This window comes from Streptomyces sp. NPDC056128, assembly GCF_042263835.1.
GTDB lineage: Bacteria > Actinomycetota > Actinomycetes > Streptomycetales > Streptomycetaceae > Streptomyces.
This window is the reverse complement of sequence record NZ_JBHJVQ010000017.1, coordinates 25,542-49,466: the sequence shown is the minus strand read 5'-3', so window position 1 is coordinate 49,466 and position 23,925 is coordinate 25,542. Positions and strand designations below refer to the sequence as shown.

Here is a 23,925-nt window from a genome sequence, read left to right as displayed (position 1 = left end):
CTTCCGCGGCAGCTGCGCGGTGAGTCGTACAGGAAGGAAACGATCATGGGGCCCGGTGGGAACCGCGGCTGGCTGCTCCGCCTCGTCATCGCCTTCGGCTTCGCGCAGGGGGCGGTGTCGATGGCGCGGCCCGCCGTCTCCTACCGGGCCCTCGCGCTGGGCGCGGACGAACGGGCGGTCGGCGTCATCGCCGGTGTGTACGCGCTGCTGCCGCTGTTCGCCGCCGTCCCGCTCGGCCGCCGTACCGACCACGGCCGCTGCGCGCCCCTGCTGCCCGTCGGCGTGGTGCTCATCGCCGGGGGCTGCGCGCTCAGCGGCGTCGCCGGTTCCCTGTGGGCGATGGCCCTGTGGAGCGGCGTCATGGGCCTCGGCCACCTCTGCTTCGTCATCGGCGCGCAGTCGCTGGTCGCCCGCCAGTCCGCGCCGCACGAACAGGACCGCAACTTCGGGCACTTCACCATCGGCGCCTCGCTCGGCCAGCTGATCGGCCCCATCGCCGCGGGCGCGCTGATCGGTGGCCCCGACATGGCCGGCAGCAGCGCGCTGGCCCTGGTGGTGGCGGGCGCGGGCGCGGCGGTCGCCTTCACGTCCCTGTGGCGCATAGAGCACCCGAGGACCGCCGGGGCAGGCGAGGAGCGCGGCGCGCGCGTCCCCGTGGGCAGCATCCTGCGGGCCCGGGGTGTCCCGGCGGGCATCCTGATCAGCCTGTCGGTGCTGTCCGCGACCGACATCCTCACCGCCTATCTGCCGGTGGTCGGCGAGCACCGGGGCATCTCCCCGGCCGTGATCGGCGTCCTGCTCAGCCTGCGTGCGGCGGCCACCATCGCCTGCCGGCTCGTGCTGACGCCCCTGCTGCGGCTGCTCGGCCGCACGGTGCTGCTCACGGTGACCTGTCTGCTGGCCGCCCTGCTGTGCGCCGGGGTCGCGCTGCCGGTGCCGGTGTGGGCGCTCGCGCTGATGCTGGTCGTGCTCGGCTTCTGCCTCGGCGTCGGCCAGCCGCTGTCCATGACGACGGTCGTCCAGGCCGCCCCCGACGAGGCCCGTTCCACGGCCCTCGCCCTGCGGCTGACCGGCAACCGCCTCGGCCAGGTGGCCGCGCCCGCCGCGGCGGGACTGATCGCGGGCGTCGCGGGCGTCGCCGCGCCCTTCGTGATGCTCGGCGGGCTGCTGCTGCTCTCCTCGGGGGTCGCGCTGCGCTCCCCGTCGGCGGGTGCGGGCGACCGTCGGCGGGCGGCGATCGGGCAGGATGACACGGACCGGGCCGGCCGCGACCGGCCGTGTCGGGAACCGAAGGGGTGAGCATGATCCTCGTCTTTCTGTCCGCGATCCTGCTGCTGGTCATAGGCGGCTGTGTCTGCGTCGTGTGGGCGGCCCGGGGCGGCCCGCGCTGGACGCGGGGGGTCTCCAGGGCGACCCTGCTGGCGGGCGAACTGCTGCGCGCGTCGAACCGTCGTTCGCGCGGGGGCAGGAGCAGCAGCGGGGACGACTGAGGGAACCCGATCGTCCGCTTTCTCACCAGGTGGACGATGGAGCGGGATCCGGTCCGGCGTCTTCCCCCGGCCGCGCACTGTCCGTTAACTTCCGTGACTCACACGCCCCGTACGACCCGCACGAGGGCGTCCGACCGCGGAGCACCAGCGCCCAGTGAGCCCCCGGGGGCACCTCCATGACACGCGCCATCTCCCTGCACGACGTGAGCAAGACCTTCGCGCGAGGCGTCCGCGTGGTGGACCGGCTGTCGCTGGACATCGCGCCGGGCGAGTTCCTCGTCCTGCTCGGCCCCTCCGGCTGCGGCAAGTCGACCGTGCTGCGCATGATCGCCGGTCTGGAGGAGGTCACCGAGGGCGAGGTGCTGCTGGACGGCGCGTACGCCAACGACCTGCTCCCCGCCGAGCGGCGGATGGCGATGGTCTTCCAGAACTTCGCCCTGTACCCGAACATGACGACCCGCGGGAACATCGGCTTCCCGCTGCGCGTCGAGGATCCCCAGACCGACCCCGGGCCCCGCGTGGACGCCACCGCCCGCATGCTGGGCATCGAGGACCTCCTCGACCGCCTGCCCGCCCAGCTCTCCGGCGGCGAACGCCAGCGCGTCGCCATGGGCCGGGCCATCGCCCGCCACCCCACCGCCTTCCTGATGGACGAGCCGCTGTCCAACCTGGACGCCAAGCTCCGCAACCACCTGCGCGCCGAGATCACCAGGCTGACCCGGGAACTGGGCGTCACCACGATCTACGTCACCCACGACCAGTCCGAGGCCATGTCCCTCGGCGACCGGGTCGCGGTCCTGCGCGGCGGCGTGCTCCAGCAGGTGGACACCCCGCGCGCCGTGTACGCCCTGCCCCGCAACGTCTTCGTCGCCGCCTTCATCGGCACCCCGCGCATCAACCTGCTGCGTGGTCTCGTGCGCGCACCGCTGGACGGCGCGATGACGATCAGCCTGGGCAAGCAGTTCCTGCGCCTGCCCGAACCGCTCTGCCTGGACCACCAGTTGCTCCGTGTCCAGCAGGGCCGGGAGGTGATCGTGGGCCTGCGTTCGGAGGCGGTCCGGATCGCGAAGCCCGCGTCCGCCCGCCCCGGCGAGGTGCTGCTCACCGGCCTGGTGGAGCACGTCGAGTTCCAGGGCCACGAGATCCTCGTCCACCTCAACACCGGTTCGCGGCCCGCCGTCGTGCCCGACCTGGAGGCCCCGCGGCTCGCCACCCGGCCCGTCCGGCGCCGCCGCCGCGACGGCACCGTCCTGGACCGGCTGAGGGAACGGGCGGGCGCCCTGCGCGCCGGGCCGGTGGCGGTCATGGACGAAGCGGAGGAACCGGCGGAGGCACAGCGGCGGGGCCCCGCCGTCACCGCCCCCGACGGTCGCCTCCCCGGCGACCTGATCGTCCGGACCACCCCCGACATCGACCTGCGCCACGGCATGCAGGTCCCGCTGCTCGTCGACCTCGCCCACCTGTTCGTCTTCGACCAGCACGGCGACCGTATCTGCCCCGCCCCCGCGCGGCTGCCGGACCTGGAGGAGTGAACCCGCCGGGACCGCGGGGACCGCGTCCCGGAGAGGGTGAGCCGCGCCACCATCGGGGGAGCCCCTGGTGCCGTAAAACTATCGGCGCTAGTTTGGGGCCGGACGACATGGCCCGCCCGGAGGGAACCCGATGAAGGCACACGACGGCATGTACATCGACGGGGCCTGGCGGTCCGCCGACGGCCGGGACACGATCGACGTCGTGAACCCGGTCGACGAGCGGGTGATCGGGACGGTCCCCGCCGGCACCGCCCTGGACGTCGACACCGCCGTACGCGCGGCCCGCGCCGCCCTGCCGGGCTGGGCCGCCACCCCGCCCGCCGAGCGCGCCGCCCGGCTGGCCGCCCTGCGGGACGTCCTGGTCGCCCGCAAGGACGAGGTCGCCGAGACGGTCACCGCCGAGCTGGGCTCGCCGCTGAAGTTCTCGCAGGCCGTGCACGCCGCCGCCCCCATCGCGGTCGCGGGCTCCTACGCCGAGCTGGCGGCGACGTACGCCTTCGAGGAGAAGGTCGGCAACTCCGTCGTCCACCACGAGCCGGTCGGCGTGGTCGGCGCCATCACCCCCTGGAACTACCCGCTGCACCAGATCGTCGCCAAGGTCGCCCCGGCGCTCGCGGCCGGCTGCACCATCGTGCTCAAGCCCGCCGAGGACACCCCGCTCACCGCGCAGCTCTTCGCCGAGGCGGCGCACGAGGCGGGCCTCCCCGCGGGCGTCTTCAACCTGGTCACCGGCCTCGGCCCGGTCGCCGGACAGGCCCTCGCCGAGCACCCCGGCGTCGACCTGGTCTCCTTCACCGGCTCGACGGCGGTGGGCCGCCGCATCGGCGCCCTCGCCGGTGCCGCCGTCAAGAACGTCGCCCTCGAACTCGGCGGCAAGTCCGCCAACGTCATCCTGCCCAGCGCCGACCTGGCCAAGGCCGTGAACGTCGGCGTCGCCAACGTCATGTCCAACTCGGGCCAGACGTGCAGCGCCTGGACCCGCATGCTCGTCCACCGCGACCAGTACGACGAGGCGGTGGAGCTGGCCGCCGAGGCCGCCGCGAAGTACGGCGACCGGATCGGCCCGGTCGTCAACGCCAAGCAGCAGGAGCGCGTGCGCGGATACATCGAGAAGGGCGTCGCCGAGGGCGCGCGGATCGTCGCGGGCGGCCCCGAAGCCCCGCACGAGCAGGGCTACTACGTCTCCCCGACGGTCCTCGCCGACGTCACCGAGGACATGACGGTCGCCCAGGAGGAGATCTTCGGCCCCGTCCTCTCCGTCCTGCGCTACGAGGACGAGGAGGACGCCCTGCGGATCGCCAACGGCACGGTCTACGGCCTCGCCGGCGCCGTCTGGGCCGGGGACGAGGCCGAGGCCGTCGCCTTCGCGCGGCGGATGGACACCGGGCAGGTCGACATCAACGGCGGACGGTTCAACCCGCTGGCACCCTTCGGCGGCTACAAGCAGTCGGGCGTGGGCCGCGAACTGGGCGCGCACGGCCTCACCGAGTACCTCCAGACCAAGTCCCTCCAGTTCTAGCCCCAGGGGAGTTGCCCACGCCATGGCCGTCCGTTCCGCTGTCCGTGCCGCCGTCGTACCCGCCGTAGGCGCCCCCCTGGAGGTCACCGGGATCGAACTCCCCGAGCCGGGCCCCGGCCGGGTGCGGGTGCGGCTCGCCGCCGCCGGGGTCTGCCACTCCGACCTGTCCCTGTCCAACGGCACCATGCGCGTGCCGCTCCCCGCCGTCCTCGGCCACGAGGGCGCCGGCACCGTCCTGTCCGTCGGCGAGGACGTCACCCACGTCGCGCCCGGCGACGCCGTGGTCCTCAACTGGGCGCCGTCCTGCGGCGCCTGTCACGCCTGCACGCTCGGCGAGGTCTGGCTGTGCGCCAACGCCCTGGCCGGCGCCGCGCACGTGCACGCCCGCCGCGCCGACGACGGCACCGACCTGCACCCCGGCCTGAACGTCGCCGCGTTCGCCGAGGAGACGGTGGTGGACGCCGGATGCGTGCTGCCCGCCCCGGACGGCATCCCGCTCACCGACGCGGCGCTGCTCGGCTGCGCCGTCCTCACCGGCTACGGCGCCGTCCACCACTCGGCGAAGGTCCGCGAGGGTGAGACCGTCGCGGTCTTCGGCGCCGGGGGAGTGGGCCTCGCCGCCCTCCAGTCGGCCCGGATCGCGGGCGCGTCGAAGATCGTCGCCGTCGACGTGTCCCCCGAGAAGGAGGAGCTGGCGCGCGCGGCCGGCGCCACCGACTACCTGATCGCCTCCGACACCACCGCCCGCGAGATCCGCGCCCTCACCGGCAAGCAGGGCGTCGACGTCGCCGTCGAGTGCGTCGGCCGCGCGACCACCATCCGCACCGCCTGGGAATCCACCCGGCGCGGCGGGCGCACCACGGTCGTCGGCATCGGCGGCAAGGACCAGCAGGTCACCTTCAACGCCCTGGAGATCTTCCACTGGGGCCGCACCCTGTCCGGCTGCGTCTACGGCAACGCCGACCCGGCCCGCGACCTCCCCGTCCTCGCCGAACACGTCCGGGCCGGACGCCTCGACCTCGGCGCCCTGGTCACGGAACGCATCGCGCTGGACGGCATCCCGGCGGCGTTCGAGAACATGCTGGCGGGCAAGGGCGGCCGGGCGCTGGTGGTGTTCTAGGCCGCCGCACCGCGCCACACGGGCACGAGGGTGCCGGGTCCGCCCCGGCGCCCCGTTCCGCGTGCCCGCGCGCGCCGCGCCTCCCTGCGTAGCGCCACGATCGCGGTGCGACAAACATCCGGCACGACTGTTGACCGCATACCGTCCGGTCAGTACGTTCCCCGAAACGTTTCCCCGACGTCCCCTCCCCGCCCCCACATCCCCCGTGGGTCCCCCACGCCCCACGTCCCCCCCGCACTCACCGGAGCGTGCCCGTATGGACACCACCCCCTCCGCTCAGCCGCTGGCCGCCACCGCCGAGGCCGCCGCCCCCAACCGCCGCCGCGTCGCCACCGCCGCGGCCCTCGCGTCGGCCGTCGAGTGGTACGACTACTTCGTCTTCGGCATCGCCGCCGCCCTCGTCCTGGGCGACCTGTACTTCCCGGCCGGCAGCTCCACCGCCGGGGTCCTGGCCGCCTTCGCCACCTTCGCGGTCGGCTTCCTCGCCCGCCCGATCGGCGGCATCGTCGCCGGGCAGCTCGGCGACAAGAAGGGCCGCAAGCCGATGCTGGTCCTCGCGCTCACCCTGATGGGCGTGGCCACCACCGGCATCGGCCTGCTGCCCACGTACGAGACGATCGGCGTCGCCGCCCCCATCCTGCTCGTCCTGCTGCGCATCGCCCAGGGCGTGGCCGTCGGCGCCCAGTGGGGCGGCGCGATGCTGCTGGCCACCGAGTACGCCCCCGAGGGCAAGCGCGGCATCTACGGCAGCGTCGTCCAGCTCGGCGTCCCCATCGGCGTGGTCACCGCCAACACCGTCTTCCTGCTGGCCGGGGCGTTCACCTCCGAGTCGGCCTTCGAGTCCTGGGGCTGGCGGGTGCCGTTCGTGGTCGGCCTGCTCGTGCTCGGACTGGCCTGGTACATCCACACCCGCGTCGAGGAGACCCCGGAGTTCCGGGAGGCCGAGCGGGCGCTGGCCGAGAAGGAGCAGGGCGAGCAGTCGTCGCCGCTGCGCACGATCATGCGCGATCACTTGGGCACGGTCCTGCTGGCCGGCGGCTCCTTCGCCGTGAACACCGCGACGTTCTACATCCTCATCACCGGCGTCCTCGACTACACGACGCGCGAACTGGACATGGACCACGGCGCGGTGCTCGCCGTCTCGCTCTGCGTCAGCCTCACCCAGCTGGTGCTGATCCCGGGCGCCGCCGCCCTGTCCGACAAGTTCGGCCGCATCAGGGTCTACACCGTCGGCGCGGTCGGCATCGCCGTGTGGGCCGTCCCGCTGTTCCTGCTCATCGACACCGGCTCACTGGTGTGGCTGGCGGTCGGCACCTTCGTCGCCAGCTGCTTCCTCAGCATCATGTACGGCCCCCAGGCCGCCCTCTTCGCCGAGCTGTTCACGCCGGAGATGCGCTACACCGGCGCCTCCCTCGGCTACCAGATCGCCGCCGTCGGCGGGGGCGGGCTCGCCCCCTTCGTCATGGTGCTGCTCCTGGAGGCGACGGGTACCTCGATGGCCGTCTCCGGCTACATCATCGCCCTCTCCGTGATCGCCCTGGTGTCCATCAAGGTGCTGGCCGACAGGGCGCGTTCACGCTGACCGCGAAGCGCCCCCGGGCCGCGACCCCACCAGCTCGTCCGGGGTCGCGGCCCGCGCCCGCTTCCGGGACCGCGACACCGCCACACCCGCCAGGCAGAGCGCGCCGCCCGCCAGGGTGAGCAGCCCCGGCACCTCACCGAGCGCCAGCCACGACATCAGGACCACCAGGGCGGGCACGGCGTACGTGGTGGCGCCCATGCGCCCGGCGGTCGTCCGGGCCAGCGCGTACGCCCAGGTCGTGAACGCCAGCGCGGTCGGGAACACGCCCAGGTACACCATGTTCAGCGTCGCGGAGACGGGCGCGTCGGCCGCCTCGTGCACCAACTGCCCCGTGAACGGCAGGCAGAGCACCGCACCGACCAGGCATCCGAACGTCGTCACCTGGAGCGCGCTCGCGTGCCCCAGCGCGGGCTTCTGCGCGACCACCCCGCCCGCGTACGCCACCGCGGCCAGCAGACACAGCACCACCCCGAACAGCGAGGAACCGCCCTCGCCGGACATCGACAGGCCCACGGTCACCGCACCGGCGAACGACACCGCCATCCCCGCCAGCAGCCGCGGCGGCAGCGCGTCCCCGAGGAGGCGGGCGCCGAGCAGCGCGATGAGGATCGGGCCGACGTTCACCACGAGCGCGGCCGTACCGGCGTCCACCTGCTGCTCGCCCCAGTTCAGGACCACCATGTAGAAGCCGAACCACAGCAGCCCCGATATCGCGATCCCCCGCCAGGCCGCCCGCGGCGGCAGCCCTTCCCGCCGCACCAGGCAGATCAGCGCGAGGGTCACGGCGCCGGACAGCAGCCGCCCGAGGGCCAGCGCACCCGGTGAGTAGGCCTCGCCGGCGCTGCGGATGGAGACGAAGGCGGAGGCCCACAGGACGACGGTCACGGTGGCCGCGCCGGCCGCGAGCAGCTGCGGACGCCGGGAGGGGGCGGAAGGAGACGTGCGGGCGGTGCTCATCATGCTCCAGACGTTAGGGCGCGACGGCCTCGTGGTCTCGCGGATTTCGGACGGGGAGGCGGTGCCGCGCGACTCAGCGCAGCGCCACCGGATCGATGCCCAGCAGCTCGGAGAGCGCGGCCTCGCCCGCCGGGGTGACCTTCACCGCCCGCTCCGAGCCGATGCGCACGCACCAGCCGGTGTCCAGGGCGTGCCGGCACAGGGCCGCGCCCGCCACGCCCGCGAGATGCGGACGGCGTTCGGTCCAGTCGAGGCAGGCCCGCGCCAGCGGACGGCGGCCCGTGGGCGTCAGCGGAATCCCGGCCGCGTCGAACCAGCCGAGCCCCGCGTCGGTGAGCGCGAAGCCGGTGTCCTGGCGCAGCAGTCCGCGCCCGGTGAGGGCGTCGGTCACCGCGATGCCGAGCCGTCCGGCGAGGTGGTCGTAGCAGGTGCGCCCCCGGGCCATCGCCGACCCGGCGCTCGACGCCCGCAGGGTGCGCGGACGCCGGGCGGCCTGGGGCGCGACCTGCGCCGCCAGGTCCTCGACCAGTTGCGCGACCCGCTCGTCGGCCAGCCGGACGTACCGGTGCCGCCCCTGGCGCTCCTCGGTGAGCAGCCCGCCCGCGACGAGCTTGCCCAGGTGCTCGCTCACCGTGGACGCGGCGACGCCCGCGTGCCGGGCCAGCTCACCGGCGGTCCAGGCCCGTCCGTCCAGCAGCGCCAGCAGGCAGGCGGCGCGCGTCTCGTCCGCGATCAGCCCGGCCAGCCGCGCGAGGCCGGGCGCCTCGGCGTCCCTCTCGGTCATGCGTCCAGGATGGGCCACGCACGGTTCGGCGGGCGCCGAAGTGTCCTCAGACGCCCCGCGTCACCTGCGCGTACTGCTGGGTCAGTCCGTCCAGCAGGGCCGTCAGCCCGGTCTCGAAGGCCCGCTCGTCGATCTTCTCCTGCTGCTCGGCCAGGAGGTGGGCCTGCTGAAGGTGCGGGTAGGCGGCGGGGTCGTAGGCGCCGGCGTCGTCGACGAAGCCACCGGCGAAGGAACCGAGCGCGGAGCCCATGATGAAGTACCGCATCAGCGCGCCGATGGACGTGGCCTGGGCCGGGGGCCAGCCGGCCGCGACCATGGCGCCGTAGACGGCGTCCGCGAGGTGCAGCCCGGCCGGACGGCGGCCGGGGCCGTGCGCCAGTACGGGGACGATGTTGGGGTGGTCGCGCAGGGCCGCCCGGTAGGAGACGGCCCAGTCGTGCAGCGCGGTCCGCCACTCCCGGCCGTCCTCGAACATCGACAGGTCCACCTGCGCGCTCACCGAGTCGGCGACCGCCTCCAGGATCTCGTCCTTGGTGCGGAAGTGGTTGTAGAGCGAGGGCCCGCTGACGCCCAGCTCCGCGGCGAGCCGGCGGGTGGAGACGGCCGCGAGGCCCTCCGCGTCCACCAGAGCGCGGGCTTTCTCGACGATCCGGTCGGTGCTGAGCAGGGGCTTGCGCGGTCGGGCCATGGCGCACATAGTAGGGCTGCGGCTTTAAACTAGCAGTGCTAATTTAAAAGTCCGGCTTTCAAAGTCCACTGGTCAAGGACCGTCTTCTGTGGGGTGACTCGGCATGAATCTGGAGCTCAGCGAGGAGCAGAGCGCCGTGCGGCGACTCGCGCGGGACTTCGTGGAGCGCGAGATCGCCCCGCACGTCATCGCCTGGGACCGCGCCGAGGAGGTGGACCGGTCCGTCGTGAAGAAGCTCGGCGAGGTCGGCTTCCTCGGGCTCACCGTCGACGAGGAGTACGGCGGCTCCGGCGGCGACCACCTCGCGTACTGCCTGGTGACGGAGGAGCTGGGGCGCGGCGACAGCTCCGTGCGCGGCATCGTGTCCGTCTCCCTCGGCCTGGTCGCCAAGACCATCGCTGCCTGGGGCGACGAGGAGCAGAAGCGGCGCTGGCTGCCGGGGCTCACCTCCGGCGCGTACGTCGGCTGCTTCGGCCTCACCGAGCCCGGCACCGGCTCGGACGCGGGGAACCTCGCCACCCGTGCGGTCCGCGACGGCGACGACTACGTCATCAATGGCACCAAGACGTTCATCACCAACGGCACCTGGGCCGACGTCGTCCTGCTCTTCGCCCGCTCCACCGACGCCCCGGGCCACAAGGGCGTCTCCGCCTTCCTGGTGCCCACCGACACCCCCGGCCTGACCCGGCGCACCATCCACGGCAAGCTCGGGCTGCGCGGCCAGGCCACCGCCGAACTGGTCCTGGAGGACGTCCGGGTCCCGGCCGCCGCGATGCTCGCACCCGAGGGCAAGGGCTTCTCGGTCGCCATGTCCGCGCTCGCCAAGGGGCGGATGTCGGTCGCGGCAGGCTGCGTCGGCATCGCCCAGGCCGCGCTGGACGCGGCCGTGCGCTACGCCGGCGAGCGCGAGCAGTTCGGGAAGACCATCGCCCATCACCAGCTGGTGCAGGAGCTGATCAGCGACATCGCCCTCGACGTGGACGCGGCCCGGCTGCTGACCTGGCGGGTAGCCGACCTGATCGACCGCGGGCAGCCCTTCACCGTCGAGTCCTCCAAGGCCAAGCTGTTCGCCTCGGAGGCGGCCGTCCGCGCCGCCAACAACGCCCTCCAGGTCTTCGGCGGCTACGGCTACATCGACGAGTACCCGGCCGGCAAACTGCTGCGCGACGCCCGCGTGATGACCCTGTACGAGGGCACCAGCCAGATCCAGAAACTGGTCATCGGGCGGGCGCTGACGGGGGTTTCGGCCTTCTGAGGGCCGGGGGTTCTGAGTACCCCGACTGAGTACGACGGCGGATGTGGCCCGGACCACATCCGCCGATCCTTGTACCCATGAGTGACACACCGGTCAAGCAGCAGAACACGGCGGCCTTCTACGGGCAGGCCGTCGCGTCGTTCTCGGTCGCCATGGCCGCCACCGCCATCGGCATCTACCAGCTCCAGGCCGACGCCTGGGTGCGTGCCTTCCTGGCCATCGCCGTCCTGTACCTCGTCACCTCGGCCTTCACGCTGGCGAAGATCATCCGGGACCGTCAGGAGGTGGGGCAGATCGTGAGCCGTGTGGACCAGGCGCGGCTGGACAAGATCCTTGTCGAGCACGACCCCTTCCACAAGCCGGGCGGACCCGCCTCCGGGCAGCGCGCCTAAGCGCCCGCTCAGTTTCGGCGGTATGGTGGTGCTCCTGTCACCGAGAGGGGCGAACAAGCGATGAGTACGGCGGCCGAGACGACGGGCGGCGACATCGAGCCGTGGGAAGAGGTCACGCCTGACGCGGCCCGGCGGCTCCTGGTCGCCGCCGTGGAGGCGTTCGCCGAACGCGGGTACCACGCGACCACGACTCGCGACATCGCCGGGCGGGCCGGCATGAGCCCGGCCGCGCTCTACATCCACTACAAGACCAAGGAAGAGCTGCTGCACCGCATCAGCCGCATCGGTCACACCCGGGCGGTGGCCATCCTGCGCTCCGCGGCCCAGGGTGACGGCAGTGCGACCGCACGGCTCGCCGACGCCGTGAGCTCCTTCGTCCGCTGGCACGCCGGCCGGCGCACGACCGCGCGGGTCGTGCAGTACGAGCTGGACGCGCTCGGTCCCGAGGCCCGGGAGGAGATCCTCACGCTCCGCCGGCAGTGCGACGCCGCGGTGCGCGGCATCATCGACGACGGCGTGGCGACGGGCGAGTTCGACGTGCCGGACGTCAAGGGCACCACCCTCGCCGTGCTGTCGCTCTGCATCGACGTGGCCCGCTGGTTCAACGTGAACGGCGCCCGGACGCCCGACGAGGTCGGCGCGCTCTACGCCGACCTCGTGCTGCGGATGGTCGGGGCCGGGGTGTCCGGCTCCGCCCGGTCCGCTCAGACGTAGTAGCGGGCGACGGACTCGGCGACGCAGACCGGCTTGTCGCCGCCCTCGCGCTCCACCGTGAAGGCGACGGAGACCTGGATCCCGCCCGTGACGTCCTCGACGCCGGTGATCGTCGCCGTGGCGCGCAGCCGCGAGCCGACCGGGACGGGGGCGGGGAAACGGACCTTGTTGGTGCCGTAGTTGACGCCCATCTTCACGCCCTCGACCCTGATCAGCTGCGGCCCGAACAGCGGGAGCAGCGACAGGGTCAGATAGCCGTGCGCGATGGTGGTGCCGAACGGGCCCGCGGCGGCCTTCTCCGGGTCGACGTGGATCCACTGGTGGTCGCCGGTGGCCTCGGCGAACAGGTCGATCCGCTTCTGGTCGACCTCCAGCCAGTCGGTGTGTCCCAGCTGCTCGCCCACCGCCGCCTTCACCTCGTCGACGGATGTGAAGATCCTCGGCTCTGCCATGCTCCCGGCCTCCCGTGTGACGCGACTCTAAGCGACTGCTTAGCATGGTCGTCCGGGGAGCCCCTGTCAACGGACCGGACGGGTGAGTGGGCGGGTGGGTAGGGTTCGAGGGGTGCCTCAGATTCCCGAGAAGATCCACGAGCTCACCGTCGGCCAGCTCGCAGCGCGCAGTGGCGCCGCCGTCTCCGCCCTGCACTTCTACGAGTCCAAGGGCCTGATCAGCAGTCGCCGCACCTCGGGCAACCAGCGCCGCTTCAGCCGTGACGCGCTGCGCCGGGTCGCCTTCGTACGGGCGGCCCAGCGGGTCGGCATCCCCCTCGCCACGATCCACGAGGCGCTCTCGGAGCTGCCCGAGGGCCGCACCCCCACCCGGGACGACTGGGCCCGGCTCTCGGCGTCCTGGCGCTCCGAACTCGACGAGCGCATCAAGCAGCTCAACCGGTTGCGCGACCACCTCACCGACTGCATCGGCTGCGGCTGCCTGTCCCTGGACACCTGCGTCCTGTCCAACCCGGACGACGCGTTCGGAGAAACCCGAGCGGGTTCCCGCCTCCTGGTGGAACGCAAGCCCCGGCACCAGGACAGCCGGACCTGCGCCCCGACCCCGACGAACTGCGACTGACCCGCCCCCGACAGACGTCCCGCCCGGCCCCTGATGCCCGCTTCTGCGGCGGCGTTCCGCCGCCACGGGCTCTGACGGCCCGCGTGCGCCGGGGCGTTCCGCCGCCCCCGGGACCGGACGATCCCCTCGCCGTCCCGACGGGGGCGGGCGCCGGCGCCGGTGGCCGTGCGTGGTGGCACGCCCGGTCCCACCATCCCCGGGCTCTGACGGCCCGCTGTGCGGGGGCGCTCCGCCGCCCCCGGACCGGACGATCCCCTCGCCGTCCCGACGGGGGCGGGCGCCGGCGCCGGTGGCCGTGCGTGGTGGCACGCCCGGTCCCGGCCCCCCGGGGGATCTAACCGCCCGTGCGCGCCAGGGGGTTCCGTCGGCGCCGGGGCCGCGCGATCATCTCGCCGTTCCGGCGGGGTTGGTGGCCGGGCGCGGTGACACCCCCGGTCCGACGCGCGCGCCACTCGTGGCGGTCGCGGGGTCGGTCCAGCGGCTCGGCGTTGGTGGCTGGATGCCTCCTGTCGCCCGGAGGTGCCGGCTCCGCGTGAGCGATCGGCCGCATCGCCGGTGGCCCGGCGTGGTGTTCACGCCCCGCCCCGCCGTGCCGAGGCCCACTCGTCCAGTCCCGCCCTCACCAGTTCGGCGTTGGAGGCGGCCCGGCTGCCGTCCGGCAGGAGCAGGGTGTCCTCCAGGCCGATCCGGGTCGGCAGGCCCAGGCGGCCGGCCAGGCGCAGTACCGGCCAGGCGCCGGCGTCCTCGCCGTGCAGCAGGACGGGACGGCCGCGGGCCGTGCCCAGCGTGGACAGCAGGGCCCGCGCCGCGTCGCGCGCGGTCGCCGGGCCGCCGGTGTCCGTGACCTCGGCCAGTACCCGCAGCACCTTCGGTCCCAGTGGTGAGCGCAGGAAGCGCGCCGCCCCGTCCGTGCCCGACCAGACGCCGGCCTCCACGCCCACCCCGCGCTCCATCAGCGCGGCCGCGGCCTCCTCGGCGCCCGGCTCGTGCCAGTTGACCGACGCGTGGTCGGGCAGCACCGTCCAACTCCGTATCCGCGCCACCCGGGCGGCCGGGTCGGGCTCCGCCCAGGCGCCCGTCGTGACGCCGACCGGAACCGAGGCCGGCACCCGCGCGCGCACCGCCTCCAGCGTGGCCGCGAGCACGCGCGGCGACAACGTGTCCCGGCCACAGGGTGTCTTCGGGTGGACGTGGACATCCGTCGCCCCGGCGGCGACCGCTCCCGCCACGGAGTCCGCGAGCGCCTCCGGCGACAGCGGCACCACCGCCCCGTCGGCGGCCTCCCGGCCCCCGTTCGCACACAGTTGCACCATCCCCCCATGGTGCCGGGCCCCACTGACAACACCCGTCGGCCGCCGGTCGTCGGGGGTGCGGCATCCCCGGCACACCCCCGCTAGTCCGGCTACGCCGACATCAGCAGCCGTCGCCCCCGCCGGGCCTCCGCGAGCGCGTCGGGGGTGAGGACCGGCCGCGGCACGAGGATCCCGCACTCCGCGCAGACGGGCCCCGTCGAGGGTTCGTGGTCGAGGTCGTAGGTCCAGACGAGGCGGTCCCCGTCGCACACCGGGCAGACGGCGCCCGGTTCCCGCTCCAGCGCCGAGATCAGCCGGCGCAGCACTTCCGCCAGCGGCCAGTCGGGATGCACCCGGGGGTCGTCGCACCAGGCGACGCCGAAACCGCCCCAGGTCAGCCGGTGCCAGTCGTCCACGCTGCCCGGCCTGCGCAGCCCGTCGTGCTTCTCCTTCCTGCGCCGCTCGGCGAACTCGACCTCATAGGCCAGCCACACGGAACGCGCCTCCTCCAGCTCCTCCAGTGCGGCCACGAGCCGCGCCGGGTCCGGGGAGCGGTCCTCGGGACCGAACCCTGCCCTGGAGCAGAGATGGTCCCAGGTAGCCCTGTGCCCATAAGGGGCAAAACGTTCAAGGCACTTGCGCAGCGAATAACGCCGCAGCGCCAGGTCGCACCGTGGATCGCGGACCTGTCTCGCCAGACTTCGGAAACCGGCCATCGCCCTGCACCTCCGTCACACCTGCACCTGTACTCGGGTCACTTCGGCGTCGTCGTACGGACGTCGCCGAATAGACGTATCGACAACCGATTCGGCTCCATCCGATTTCCGATGCCCCCCATCAGCCGATCCACCCACTGGAAAAAAGTGACGCATGTTCATCTTCCAACTCGGGGATACCGGCGGTAACGTCCCGCCACACCCCCGTCGGGAGGAGCTGCCATGCCACGACGCACCCCACGCGACGCCCTCGACAGACTGAGAACTCCCCGCGGCCTCCACGGGTTCCTGAAGGGCGCTTCCGTATGCGCCCTCATAGCCGGCCTCCTGTCGCCGCTTTCCCCGGCGATGGCCGCCGACACGGAATCCGCCGAAGCCACGACCGCCGAAGCGACGGCCCAGGACCACTGCGGAGGACAGTGTTCCGACATCCTCCCGCCCGGCCAGAACGGCAACGCCACTCTCGCCCAAATCCTCCTCAACCAGGCATTCGGCACCCAGCCCGCCCACGCGGAGGACCAGCTCGGCCCGTACGCCAACCTCGCCACGGGCTACTCCGCCCTCACCAACGACAAGATCGACGACTTCTTCAACGACGCCTCCTTCGGCGTCCCCGCCGGGCAGGTCGCCTCCACCATCCGCCCCGCGGGCCGCGACGACGTGACCATCGTCCGCGACAAGAAGACCGGTGTGCCCCACATCACCGGCACCACCCGCTACGGCACCGAGTTCGGCGCCGGCTACGCCGCGGCCCAGGACCGGCTGTGGCTGATGGACCTCTTCCGGCACGTCGGACGCGGCCAGTTGACCCCCTTCGCCGGCGGCGCCCCCGCCAACCAGGGCCTGGAACAGCAGTTCTGGCGCAGCGCCCCGTACACCGAGGCCGACCTGGAGGCGCAGATCGAGAGCGCCGCCGCCAAGGCCGGCGAACGCGGCGAGCTGGCCCTGGCCGACGTGGACGCCTACGTCGCCGGCATCAACGCCTACATCGACCGCTCCGACCGGGGCCGCTACTTCCCCGGCGAGTACGTCCTGACCGGCCACAAGAACGCCATCACCAACGCCGGCACCATCGAGCACTTCAAGCGCACCGACCTGATCGCGCTGGCCTCGGTCATCGGCTCCCTCTTCGGCGCCGGAGGCGGCGGCGAGGTCGGCAACGCGCGCTCCCTGCTCGCCGCCCAGGAGAAGTACGGCGTGGCCGAGGGCACCGAGGTCTGGGAGTCCTTCCGCCAGCGCAACGACCCCGAGGCCGTCCTCACCCAGCAGGACGGCAGCTTCCCCTATCTGCCGAGGCCCGACGACCCGCAGGGCCGCGCCCTGCCCGACGCCGGGTCGGTCGAGGCGGAACCGCTGATCTACGACCGCACCGGCAGTGCGGCCACGGCGAACGCGACCGGCGCCTCCACCAAGGCGGCCGACGCGGCCGTGACGTCGGCCCGGCGCGGCATGTCCAACGCCCTCGTCGTCAGCGGCGAACACACCGCCAGCGGCCACCCGGTCGCCGTCTTCGGACCGCAGACCGGCTACTTCGCGCCCCAGCTCCTCATGCTCCAGGAGATCCAGGGCCCGGGCCTGAGCGCCCGCGGCGCCTCCTTCGCGGGCCTGAGCATGTACGTCGAACTCGGCCGCGGCCAGGACTACGCGTGGAGCGCGACCACCTCGGGCCAGGACATCATCGACACCTACGCCGTCGAACTCTGCCAGGACGACTACCACTACCTCTACCGCGGCACCTGTACCCCGATGGAGAAGATCGAGCGCAAGAACGCCTGGAAGCCGACCGTCGCCGACGGCACCAAGGCCGGCTCCTACACGATGCGCGTCTGGCGCACCAAGTACGGCCCGGTCGAAAACCGCGCCACCGTCGGCGGCAAGAAGGTCGCCTACACCACCCTGCGCTCCTCCTACCTGCACGAGGCCGACTCGATCATCGGCTTCCAGATGCTCAACGACCCGGACTACCTCGACAGCCCCGAGCGCTTCCGGAGCGCCGTCCAGCACATCAACTACACCTTCAACTGGTTCTACGCCGACTCCGAGCACACCGCGTACTACAACAGCGGCGACAACCCGGTCCGGGCGAACGGCGTCGACGCGGAGTTCCCGGTCTGGGCGCGGCAACCGTACGAGTGGCAGGGCTGGGACCCGGACGGCAACACCGCCCGGTACACCGAGGCGGCCGCCCACCCGCAGTCGGTCGACCAGGACTACTACATCTCCTGGAACAACAAACAGGCCAAGGACTACCCGGCGTCCTCCTGGGGCAACGGCTCCGTCCACCGCGGCAACCTCCTCGACGACCGCGTCAAGAAGTTGGTCGCCGAGGGCGGCGTCACCCGGGCCGCACTGGTGCGGGCCATGGCCGAGGCGGGCCTCGCCGACCTGCGGGCCGAGGACGTGCTGCCCGACCTGCTGAAGGTGATCGACTCCGCGCCGGTCACCGACCCGGACGCCCGGGCGGCCGTCGACCGGCTCAAGGCCTGGCGCGCGGCGGGCGGCCTGCGCACGGAGACCTCGGCCGGCTCGAAGCAGTACGCCCACGCCGACGCGATCCGCACCCTGGACGCCTGGTGGCCGCTCCTGGTGAAGGCCGAGTTCGAACCCGGCCTCGGCAGCGACCTGTACACCGCCTTCGCCGCCAACCTGCCCGTCGACGAGTCACCGTCCGCCGCCCACGGCCCCACCGGCGGCCACGCCGGCAGCGCCTTCCAGTACGGCTGGTGGAGCTATGTCGACAAGGACATCAGGGCGGTACTCGGCGAGTCCGTCCAGGGACCGCTCGCGCGGGAGTACTGCGGCGGCGGCGACCTCGCCGCCTGCCGGGACACCCTGGTCGCCACCCTGAAGGAGGCGTCGGGCCGCACGGCCGCCCAGGTCTACCCGGGTGACGACAACTGCTCGGCGGGCGACCAGTGGTGCGCCGACTCGGTCATCCACCGCACCCTGGGCGGCATCAAACACGGAGGGATCAGCTGGCAGAACCGGCCGACCTACCAGCAGGTCGTGGAGTTCACCTCCCACCGGTGACCGGCCGGTCGCCGGCTCAGCGGTAGATCAGGTACTGGCGGCGGGTCCTGCGGAACGCCGCCAGTTCCCGCTGCCAGCCGTCCACCACCTCGTCGGTGTCCGCGCCCGCGTCGATCATCGTGCGCACCTGCGTGGACCCGGTGAGCTTGTCGATCCAGTTGTCCGACCGCCAGGCGAAACCGTCCCAGGTCTGCTTGGCGGTCACCAGGAGGGCGATTCCGGTGCGCACCGGATCGAAGGCGTCCCGGTCGTGCACGTGGAGCTGGACGCCTCCGACGGTCTTGCCCTGGAACTTGGAGAAGGTCGGCGCGAAGTAGGCCTCCCGGAAGCGCACGCCGGGCAGGTCCAGTTCGTTGACGGCGGCGGCCCAGCTCCCGTCGACGCCCTCGGCGCCGAGCAGTTCGAACGGGCGGGTGGTGCCGCGCCCCTCCGACAGGTTCGTGCCCTCGAACAGGCAGGTGCCCGAGTAGACCACGGCCGTCTCCGGCGTCGGCATGTTCGGGCTCGGCGGCACCCACGGCAGCCCCGAGGCGTCGTAGAACTCCGAGCGCCTCCAGCCCGTCATCGTCACCGTCTCCAGCGGGACCGGCGACGGCAGGAACTCGTGGTTGAAGAGGTGCGCCAGCTCGGCGACCGTCATGCCGTGCGCCTGGGAGATCGGCTGACGGCCGACGAAGGTGGCGAACTCCTTGTGCAGGACCGGGCCGAGTGCCGCCCGCCCGGTGACCGGGTTGGGCCGGTCCAGTACGACGAACCGCTTCCCCGCGAGCCTCGCGGCCTCCATGCAGTCGAACAGCGTCCAGATGTACGTGTAGAAGCGCGCTCCGGCGTCCTGGATGTCGAAGACGACGGTGTCCACGCCGGACGCCGTGAAGATGTCCGCGAGCGGCTGCCCGCTCTTGAGGTACGTGTCGTAGACCGGGAGCCCGGTCGCGGGGTCGTCGTAGCGGCCCTCGGAGCCGCCCGCCTGCGCGGTGCCGCGGAATCCGTGCTCGGGGCCGAACACGGCGGTGAGGTTCACCCGGTCGTCGGCGTGCATGACGTCGACGATGTGGCGGACGTCCCGGGTGATGCCGGTCGGATTGGTGACCACGCCGGCCTTCTGGCCGTCGAGCACGGCGTAGCCGTCGGCGGCGAGGCGCTCGAAGCCGGTGCGCAGCCGGCGGCCGCCGTGGCCCCCGGGCGCCGCCTGGGCCGGGCCGGCGGCCGCGGCCGTGGTGCCGGCCGCCACCGCGGCCGTCGTGGCGAGCAGATTCCGTCTGGACAGCGTCATGCGGTGACCTCCGTGATCGCGGCGGGTGTCATGCGCACGCACGCTAACCCGCGCCTTGGGTCGCATGGAATGGAGTAGACCGCGCTTCGCCTCTTCCGTCGTACATACCGACTGGTTAGTCTGGCGCTGCAACGGGGAGTCAGCAGTGCCCGAGCCGTGTCGAAGGAGACCGATCGTGGAAGCCGTGCAGGATGCCGGAGTCGTCGTCACCGGGGCTGGAGGCGGCATCGGGGCCGCGCTGGCCCGCCGCTTCGCCGCCGAGGGCGCCCGCGTCGTCGTCAACGACCTCGACGCCGACCGGGCCGAAGCCGTGGCCGACGAGATCGGCGCGATCGCGGTGCCCGGTGACGCCTCCGCGATCGTCGGCGAGGCCCGTGCGGCGCTGGGCGGCACGGTCGACGTGTACTGCGCCAACGCGGGCGTCGGCTCCGGCGGGACCGAGGCGGCCGAGGAGGCCGTCTGGGCGCTCGCCTGGGACGTCAACGTGATGGCCCACGTCCGCGCGGCCCACGAACTGGTCCCGGACTGGCTGGAGCGCGGCAGCGGCCGTTTCGTCTCCACCGTGTCGGCCGCCGGACTGCTCACCATGATCGGCGCCGCCCCCTACAGCGTCACCAAGCACGGCGCCTACGCCTTCGCCGAGTGGCTGTCCCTGACGTACCGCCACCGCGGGATCAAGGTCCACGCCATCTGTCCGCAGGGCGTGCGCACCGACATGCTCACCGCGAGCGGCAGCGCGGGCGAACTCGTGCTCCAGCCCACCGCGATCGAGCCGCAGGACGTGGCCGACGCCCTCTTCAAGGGCATCGAGGAGGACCGCTTCCTGATCCTGCCGCACCCGGAGGTCGCCGAGTACTACCAGGCCCGCGCCGCCGAACCGGACCGCTGGCTGCACGGCATGAACCGGCTCCAGCGGCAGTGGGAGGAGGGGAGCGCCCGATGACCGGCTCCCCCTACGCCGCCAAGCCCTGGCTCGACCTGCTGACCGACGCCCAGAAGGCGCCGCTCGACCCCGACGCCTCTCTGGTGCACGCCCTGCGCCGGGTCGCCGCCGACACCCCCGACCGCGTCTTCCTCGCCTACTTCGACGGCCGCCTCACCTACCGCGAGGTGGACGAGCTGAGCGACTCCGTCGCCGGGCACCTCGCCGCGCGCGGCCTGGAGCGCGGCGACCGGGTGGCGGTCGTGCTGCAGAACTCCCCGCACTTCGTGCTCGCCGTCCTGGGCGCCTGGAAGGCGGGCGCGGTCGTGGTGCCGGTCAACCCGATGTACAAGTCGGGGGAGGTCGGCCACGTCCTGCGGGACGCCGAGGTGGCCGCGCTGGTCTGCTCCGACCGGGCCTGGGAGGCGTACCTGCGCGACACGGCGGCCGGCTCGCCGGTGCGGATCGTGCTCACGGGGTGCGAGTTGGACTTCCAGACCCGCGGGGACGCGCGCGTGCTGACCTTCGAGCGGCTGCCGGAGGCCACCGACGCCGACGACCTCACCGCGGCGGCACGCGCCGGCCACCCGGCACCCGAGGGACGCGACCCGGCGCCGGACGGCACCGCGCTCATCAGCTACACCTCGGGCACCAGCGGCACCCCCAAGGGCGCCACCAACACCCACCGCAACATCATGTACAACGCGGAACGCCAGCGCACCGGGCTCGGCCTGCCCGACGCGCCGGTCTACTTCGCGCTGGCGCCGCTGTTCCACATCACCGGCATGGTCTGCGAGTTCGGCGCCTGTCTGAACAGCGCGGGCACGCTGGTGCTGGCGTACCGCTTCGAGCCGGGCGTCGTGCTGGACGCGTTCGCCGAGCACCGGCCGCACTACACGGTCGGCCCGTCCACCGCCTTCATGGCGCTGGCCGCCCAGCCGTCCGTCACGCGTGAACACTTCGCCTCCTTCGCCAACATCTCCTCCGGCGGCGCCCCGCTGCCGCCGGCCCTGGTGGAGAAGTTCCGCGCGGGCTTCGGGCCGTACATCCGCAACGGCTACGGACTCACCGAGTGCACCGCGCCGTGCGCCTCGGTCCCGCCGCACCTGGAGGCCCCGGTGGACCCCGCCTCCGGGACCCTCGCGGTCGGCGTGCCGGGCCCCGAGACCGTCGTCCGCGTCGTCGACGAGCTGGGCGCCGAGGTGCCCCTCGGGGAGCAGGGCGAGATCGTCGTCAGCGGGCCGCAGGTCGTCCCCGGCTACTGGCGGCGCCCGGACGCCACCGCCGAGACCTTCCCCGGCGGCGAGCTGCGCACCGGCGACATCGGCTTCATGGACGCCCAGGGGTGGCTCTACGTCGTCGACCGCAAGAAGGACATGATCAACGCCTCCGGGTTCAAGGTCTGGCCGCGCGAGGTCGAGGACGTGCTCTACACCCATCCGGCGGTGCGCGAGGTCGCCGTCGTCGGCGTGCCCGACGGGTACCGGGGGGAGACGGTCAAGGCGTACATCAGCCTCCGGCCGGGCGCCGACACGGCCCCGGACGCGCTCGCCGCGTACTGCGAGGAGAGACTGGCCGCCTACAAATACCCGCGTCAGGTGGAGATCCTGCCCGACCTGCCGAAGACGGCGAGTGGGAAGATCCTCCGTCGGGAACTGCGTTCCCGTAAGCACGACGACGGACAGTGAAGACGGACAGTTGAACGGAAAGGCAGGTGACGGCAGTGCCCAGGACCACGGACGGGGACGGCACTCCGGTGCCGCAGCGGCTCCTGGCCGCCGCCACCCGGCTCTTCGCGGAGCAGGGCTACGACCGCACCTCGGTACAGGAGATCGTGGAGGCGGCGGGCGTCACCAAGGGAGCGCTGTACCACTACTTCGGCTCCAAGGACGACCTCCTGCACGAGGTCTACGCGCGCGTGCTGCGCCTCCAGCAGGAGCGCCTCGACGCCTTCGCGGACTCCGACGAGCCGGTCGAGAAGCGGGTGCGGGACGCGGCGGCCGACGTCGTCGTCACCACCATCGACAACCTCGACGACGCGTCGATCTTCTTCCGCTCCATGCACCAGCTGAGCCCCGAGAAGAACAAGCAGGTGCGGGCCGAGCGGCGCCGCTACCACGAGCGCTTCCGCGCCCTCATCGAGGAGGGCCAGCGGGCCGGGGTCTTCACCAAGGAGACCCCGGCCGACCTGGTGGTGGACTACCACTTCGGTTCCGTCCACCACCTGTCCACCTGGTACCGCCCCGACGGCCCGCTGGGCCCGCAGGAGGTCGCCGACCACCTCGCCGACCTGCTGCTGCGGGCACTGCGCCCGTGAGGTGACGGCCCCCGGGGGTTCCGGGGGCGCCGCCTCGCCCGGTCGGCCTCGTTCAGAGGTACTTCTTGATCTCCCGGCGGGCCAGCGAGCGCTGGTGCACCTCGTCCGGCCCGTCGGCGATCATCAGCGTCCTGGCGCCCGCGTACAGCTCCGCCAGCGGGAAGTCCTGGCTCACGCCGCCCGCGCCGTGCAGCTGGATGGCCCGGTCGATGATGTCGACCACCGCGCGCGGGGTGGCGATCTTGATGGCCTGGATCTCGGTGTGCGCGCCCCGGTTGCCGACGGTGTCCATCAGCCAGGCGGTCTTCAGCACCAGCAGCCGCAACTGCTCGACGGTGACCCGGGCGTCGGCGATCCAGTTGTGGACCACGCCCTGCTGGGCCAGCGCCTTGCCGAACGCCTCGCGGGACACCGCGCGGCGGCACATCAGCTCGATCGCGCGCTCGGCCATCCCGATGAGCCGCATGCAGTGGTGGATGCGGCCGGGGCCGAGGCGGGCCTGGGCGATGGCGAAGCCGCCGCCCTCCTCACCGATCAGGTTCGACACCGGCACGCGCGCGTGGTCGAACGTCACCTCGGCGTGGCCGCCGTGGTAGTGGTCCTCGTAGCCGAAGACCTGCATGGCCCGGTCGACCGTCACCCCGGGCGTGTCGCGCGGGACCAGGATCATGGACTGCTGGCGGCGGATGTCCGCGCCGTCCGGGTCGGTCTTGCCCATCACGATGAAGATCTGGCAGTCCGGGTTCATCGCCCCGGAGATGTACCACTTGCGGCCCGTGATGACGTACTCGTCGCCGTCCCGCTCGATGTGCGTGGTGATGTTCGTGGCGTCCGAGGAGGCCACGTCCGGCTCGGTCATCGCGAACGCGGAACGGATCTCGCCGGCCAGCAGGGGTTCGAGCCACTGCTTCTTCTGCGCCTCGTCGGCGAACTGGGCCAGCACCTCCATGTTCCCGGTGTCCGGGGCCGCGCAGTTCGTCGCCGTGGGCGCCAGCTGCGGGCTGCGGCCGGTGATCTCGGCGAGCGGGGCGTACTGGAGGTTGGTCAGGCCCGCGCCGTACTCGGCGTCGGGGAGGAAGAGGTTCCACAGGCCCTGGCGGCGGGCCTCGTCCTTCAGGTCCTCCACGACCTGCGGGGTGTCCCAGGGGGAGGCGAGGCGGGCGCGCTGCTCGTGGGCGACCTGCTCGGCGGGGTGGACGTGCTCGTCCATGAAGGCGAGCAGCCTGGCGCGGAGTTCCTCGGTGCGTGCGTCGTACGCGAAGTCCATG

Annotated in this window: 22 protein-coding genes; 14 read left to right on the top strand and 8 right to left on the bottom strand. The window is 72.9% G+C overall.

Annotated features, from left to right (window positions below; all coding sequences use genetic code 11):
• The first annotated feature begins 45 nt into the window (after nt 1–45).
• The 6 genes from ACFC1X_RS26595 to ACFC1X_RS26570 all read left to right on the top strand — a co-directional run bounded on the left by ACFC1X_RS26595 (nt 46) and on the right by ACFC1X_RS26570 (nt 7,243).
• Complete coding sequence (locus ACFC1X_RS26595) at nt 46–1,299, top strand: MFS transporter (protein ID WP_376357676.1); 1,254 nt, start codon at nt 46–48, stop codon at nt 1,297–1,299.
• Nucleotides 1,300–1,301: 2 nt separating this feature from the next.
• Nucleotides 1,302–1,490 carry a hypothetical protein gene (locus ACFC1X_RS26590; protein WP_376357673.1) on the top strand — a complete coding sequence of 63 codons (189 nt, stop codon included), beginning with the start codon at nt 1,302–1,304 and terminating at the stop codon, nt 1,488–1,490.
• A gap of 176 nt (nt 1,491–1,666) precedes the next feature.
• A complete protein-coding gene (locus ACFC1X_RS26585) occupies nt 1,667–3,022 on the top strand; it encodes an ABC transporter ATP-binding protein (protein WP_376357670.1) in 1,356 nt (451 codons plus the stop codon).
• 130 nt (nt 3,023–3,152) lie between these two features.
• On the top strand, nt 3,153–4,541 hold the full coding sequence (locus tag ACFC1X_RS26580) for an aldehyde dehydrogenase family protein (RefSeq protein WP_376357667.1): 1,389 nt from the start codon (nt 3,153–3,155) through the stop codon (nt 4,539–4,541).
• A gap of 22 nt (nt 4,542–4,563) precedes the next feature.
• Nucleotides 4,564–5,661, top strand: a complete 1,098-nt coding sequence (locus ACFC1X_RS26575) for a Zn-dependent alcohol dehydrogenase (RefSeq protein WP_376357664.1) — start codon at nt 4,564–4,566, stop codon at nt 5,659–5,661.
• Nucleotides 5,662–5,917: 256 nt separating this feature from the next.
• Nucleotides 5,918–7,243, top strand: a complete 1,326-nt coding sequence (locus ACFC1X_RS26570) for an MFS transporter (RefSeq protein ID WP_376357661.1) — start codon at nt 5,918–5,920, stop codon at nt 7,241–7,243.
• On the opposite strand, the gene ACFC1X_RS26565 is transcribed toward ACFC1X_RS26570, so the two are convergent.
• From ACFC1X_RS26565 to ACFC1X_RS26555, 3 genes are all read right to left on the bottom strand, one after another.
• Complete coding sequence (locus ACFC1X_RS26565) at nt 7,235–8,203, bottom strand: DMT family transporter (RefSeq protein WP_376357658.1); 969 nt, start codon at nt 8,201–8,203, stop codon at nt 7,235–7,237. The two genes, ACFC1X_RS26570 and ACFC1X_RS26565, sit on opposite strands and share 9 nt — an antisense overlap.
• Before the next feature lie 70 nt (nt 8,204–8,273).
• Nucleotides 8,274–8,984 (bottom strand): ArsR/SmtB family transcription factor, encoded by a 711-nt coding sequence (locus ACFC1X_RS26560; protein ID WP_376357655.1) that lies wholly within the window; start codon nt 8,982–8,984, stop codon nt 8,274–8,276.
• Between the two features lie 46 nt (nt 8,985–9,030).
• Entirely contained in the window at nt 9,031–9,672 is a 642-nt protein-coding gene (locus ACFC1X_RS26555; protein ID WP_376357652.1) for a TetR/AcrR family transcriptional regulator, read from the bottom strand.
• 103 nt (nt 9,673–9,775) lie between these two features.
• On the opposite strand from ACFC1X_RS26555, the gene ACFC1X_RS26550 reads away from it, so the two are divergent.
• From ACFC1X_RS26550 to ACFC1X_RS26540, 3 genes are all read left to right on the top strand, one after another.
• On the top strand, nt 9,776–10,927 hold the full coding sequence (locus ACFC1X_RS26550) for an acyl-CoA dehydrogenase family protein (RefSeq protein ID WP_376357649.1): 1,152 nt from the start codon (nt 9,776–9,778) through the stop codon (nt 10,925–10,927).
• Nucleotides 10,928–11,004: 77 nt separating this feature from the next.
• The gene (locus ACFC1X_RS26545; protein ID WP_376357646.1) at nt 11,005–11,319 is read left to right on the top strand and encodes a YiaA/YiaB family inner membrane protein; all 315 of its coding nucleotides are present in this window, start codon (nt 11,005–11,007) and stop codon (nt 11,317–11,319) included.
• A 60-nt stretch (nt 11,320–11,379) separates the two neighbouring features.
• On the top strand, nt 11,380–12,033 hold the full coding sequence (locus ACFC1X_RS26540) for a TetR/AcrR family transcriptional regulator (protein ID WP_376357643.1): 654 nt from the start codon (nt 11,380–11,382) through the stop codon (nt 12,031–12,033).
• Here the strand turns inward: ACFC1X_RS26540 and ACFC1X_RS26535 are convergent.
• Entirely contained in the window at nt 12,024–12,485 is a 462-nt protein-coding gene (locus tag ACFC1X_RS26535) for a MaoC family dehydratase (RefSeq protein WP_376357640.1), read from the bottom strand. The genes ACFC1X_RS26540 and ACFC1X_RS26535 overlap by 10 nt on opposite strands.
• A gap of 112 nt (nt 12,486–12,597) precedes the next feature.
• Here ACFC1X_RS26535 and soxR point away from each other — a divergent pair, with 112 nt between their 5' ends.
• The gene (gene soxR, locus ACFC1X_RS26530) at nt 12,598–13,107 is read left to right on the top strand and encodes a redox-sensitive transcriptional activator SoxR (RefSeq protein ID WP_376357637.1); all 510 of its coding nucleotides are present in this window, start codon (nt 12,598–12,600) and stop codon (nt 13,105–13,107) included.
• Nucleotides 13,108–13,679: 572 nt separating this feature from the next.
• Here soxR and ACFC1X_RS26525 read toward each other — a convergent pair.
• Both ACFC1X_RS26525 and ACFC1X_RS26520 read right to left on the bottom strand, forming a co-directional pair.
• Nucleotides 13,680–14,420, bottom strand: coding sequence for a 3-keto-5-aminohexanoate cleavage protein (locus tag ACFC1X_RS26525; protein ID WP_376357634.1), 741 nt, complete (start codon nt 14,418–14,420; stop codon nt 13,680–13,682).
• Nucleotides 14,421–14,509: 89 nt separating this feature from the next.
• Complete coding sequence (locus ACFC1X_RS26520; RefSeq protein ID WP_376357631.1) at nt 14,510–15,115, bottom strand: hypothetical protein; 606 nt, start codon at nt 15,113–15,115, stop codon at nt 14,510–14,512.
• Nucleotides 15,116–15,337: 222 nt separating this feature from the next.
• On the opposite strand from ACFC1X_RS26520, the gene ACFC1X_RS26515 reads away from it, so the two are divergent.
• The gene (locus ACFC1X_RS26515; protein WP_376357628.1) at nt 15,338–18,145 is read left to right on the top strand and encodes a penicillin acylase family protein; all 2,808 of its coding nucleotides are present in this window, start codon (nt 15,338–15,340) and stop codon (nt 18,143–18,145) included.
• Between the two features lie 16 nt (nt 18,146–18,161).
• Here the strand turns inward: ACFC1X_RS26515 and ACFC1X_RS26510 are convergent, their stop codons facing one another.
• Nucleotides 18,162–19,418, bottom strand: a complete 1,257-nt coding sequence (locus ACFC1X_RS26510) for an exo-beta-N-acetylmuramidase NamZ domain-containing protein (RefSeq protein WP_376357626.1) — start codon at nt 19,416–19,418, stop codon at nt 18,162–18,164.
• Between the two features lie 172 nt (nt 19,419–19,590).
• Here ACFC1X_RS26510 and ACFC1X_RS26505 point away from each other — a divergent pair, with 172 nt between their 5' ends.
• Genes ACFC1X_RS26505 through ACFC1X_RS26495 form a run of 3 tightly spaced genes read left to right on the top strand, consistent with a single transcriptional unit; the run spans nt 19,591 to nt 22,657 of the window.
• Nucleotides 19,591–20,361 (top strand): SDR family oxidoreductase, encoded by a 771-nt coding sequence (locus tag ACFC1X_RS26505; RefSeq protein WP_376357878.1) that lies wholly within the window; start codon nt 19,591–19,593, stop codon nt 20,359–20,361.
• Nucleotides 20,358–22,028 carry a class I adenylate-forming enzyme family protein gene (locus tag ACFC1X_RS26500; RefSeq protein ID WP_376357623.1) on the top strand — a complete coding sequence of 557 codons (1,671 nt, stop codon included), beginning with the start codon at nt 20,358–20,360 and terminating at the stop codon, nt 22,026–22,028. The genes ACFC1X_RS26505 and ACFC1X_RS26500 overlap by 4 nt, the downstream gene beginning before the upstream one ends.
• A 35-nt stretch (nt 22,029–22,063) precedes the next feature.
• Nucleotides 22,064–22,657 carry a TetR/AcrR family transcriptional regulator gene (locus ACFC1X_RS26495; protein ID WP_376357620.1) on the top strand — a complete coding sequence of 198 codons (594 nt, stop codon included), beginning with the start codon at nt 22,064–22,066 and terminating at the stop codon, nt 22,655–22,657.
• Between the two features lie 52 nt (nt 22,658–22,709).
• Here ACFC1X_RS26495 and ACFC1X_RS26490 read toward each other — a convergent pair whose 3' ends face one another.
• Complete coding sequence (locus ACFC1X_RS26490; protein ID WP_376357617.1) at nt 22,710–23,924, bottom strand: acyl-CoA dehydrogenase; 1,215 nt, start codon at nt 23,922–23,924, stop codon at nt 22,710–22,712.
• Between the last annotated feature and the right edge of the window lies 1 nt (nt 23,925).

What these genes read in the sequence shown, in the direction of transcription:
- ACFC1X_RS26545 (WP_376357646.1), top strand. Translation starts at nt 11,005, where the DNA reads ATGAGTGACACACCGGTCAAGCAGCAGAACACGGCGGCCTTCTACGGG.
- ACFC1X_RS26595 (WP_376357676.1), top strand. Translation starts at nt 46, where the DNA reads ATGGGGCCCGGTGGGAACCGCGGCTGGCTGCTCCGCCTCGTCATCGCC.
- ACFC1X_RS26500 (WP_376357623.1), top strand. Translation starts at nt 20,358, where the DNA reads ATGACCGGCTCCCCCTACGCCGCCAAGCCCTGGCTCGACCTGCTGACC.
- ACFC1X_RS26570 (WP_376357661.1), top strand. Translation starts at nt 5,918, where the DNA reads ATGGACACCACCCCCTCCGCTCAGCCGCTGGCCGCCACCGCCGAGGCC.
- ACFC1X_RS26535 (WP_376357640.1), bottom strand. Translation starts at nt 12,485, where the DNA reads ATGGCAGAGCCGAGGATCTTCACATCCGTCGACGAGGTGAAGGCGGCG.
- ACFC1X_RS26560 (WP_376357655.1), bottom strand. Translation starts at nt 8,984, where the DNA reads ATGACCGAGAGGGACGCCGAGGCGCCCGGCCTCGCGCGGCTGGCCGGG.
- ACFC1X_RS26525 (WP_376357634.1), bottom strand. Translation starts at nt 14,420, where the DNA reads ATGGTGCAACTGTGTGCGAACGGGGGCCGGGAGGCCGCCGACGGGGCG.
- ACFC1X_RS26510 (WP_376357626.1), bottom strand. Translation starts at nt 19,418, where the DNA reads ATGACGCTGTCCAGACGGAATCTGCTCGCCACGACGGCCGCGGTGGCG.
- ACFC1X_RS26580 (WP_376357667.1), top strand. Translation starts at nt 3,153, where the DNA reads ATGAAGGCACACGACGGCATGTACATCGACGGGGCCTGGCGGTCCGCC.
- ACFC1X_RS26490 (WP_376357617.1), bottom strand. Translation starts at nt 23,924, where the DNA reads ATGGACTTCGCGTACGACGCACGCACCGAGGAACTCCGCGCCAGGCTG.
- ACFC1X_RS26575 (WP_376357664.1), top strand. Translation starts at nt 4,564, where the DNA reads ATGGCCGTCCGTTCCGCTGTCCGTGCCGCCGTCGTACCCGCCGTAGGC.
- ACFC1X_RS26555 (WP_376357652.1), bottom strand. Translation starts at nt 9,672, where the DNA reads ATGGCCCGACCGCGCAAGCCCCTGCTCAGCACCGACCGGATCGTCGAG.
- ACFC1X_RS26540 (WP_376357643.1), top strand. Translation starts at nt 11,380, where the DNA reads ATGAGTACGGCGGCCGAGACGACGGGCGGCGACATCGAGCCGTGGGAA.
- ACFC1X_RS26550 (WP_376357649.1), top strand. Translation starts at nt 9,776, where the DNA reads ATGAATCTGGAGCTCAGCGAGGAGCAGAGCGCCGTGCGGCGACTCGCG.
- ACFC1X_RS26515 (WP_376357628.1), top strand. Translation starts at nt 15,338, where the DNA reads ATGCCACGACGCACCCCACGCGACGCCCTCGACAGACTGAGAACTCCC.
- ACFC1X_RS26520 (WP_376357631.1), bottom strand. Translation starts at nt 15,115, where the DNA reads ATGGCCGGTTTCCGAAGTCTGGCGAGACAGGTCCGCGATCCACGGTGC.
- ACFC1X_RS26590 (WP_376357673.1), top strand. Translation starts at nt 1,302, where the DNA reads ATGATCCTCGTCTTTCTGTCCGCGATCCTGCTGCTGGTCATAGGCGGC.
- ACFC1X_RS26585 (WP_376357670.1), top strand. Translation starts at nt 1,667, where the DNA reads ATGACACGCGCCATCTCCCTGCACGACGTGAGCAAGACCTTCGCGCGA.
- ACFC1X_RS26565 (WP_376357658.1), bottom strand. Translation starts at nt 8,203, where the DNA reads ATGATGAGCACCGCCCGCACGTCTCCTTCCGCCCCCTCCCGGCGTCCG.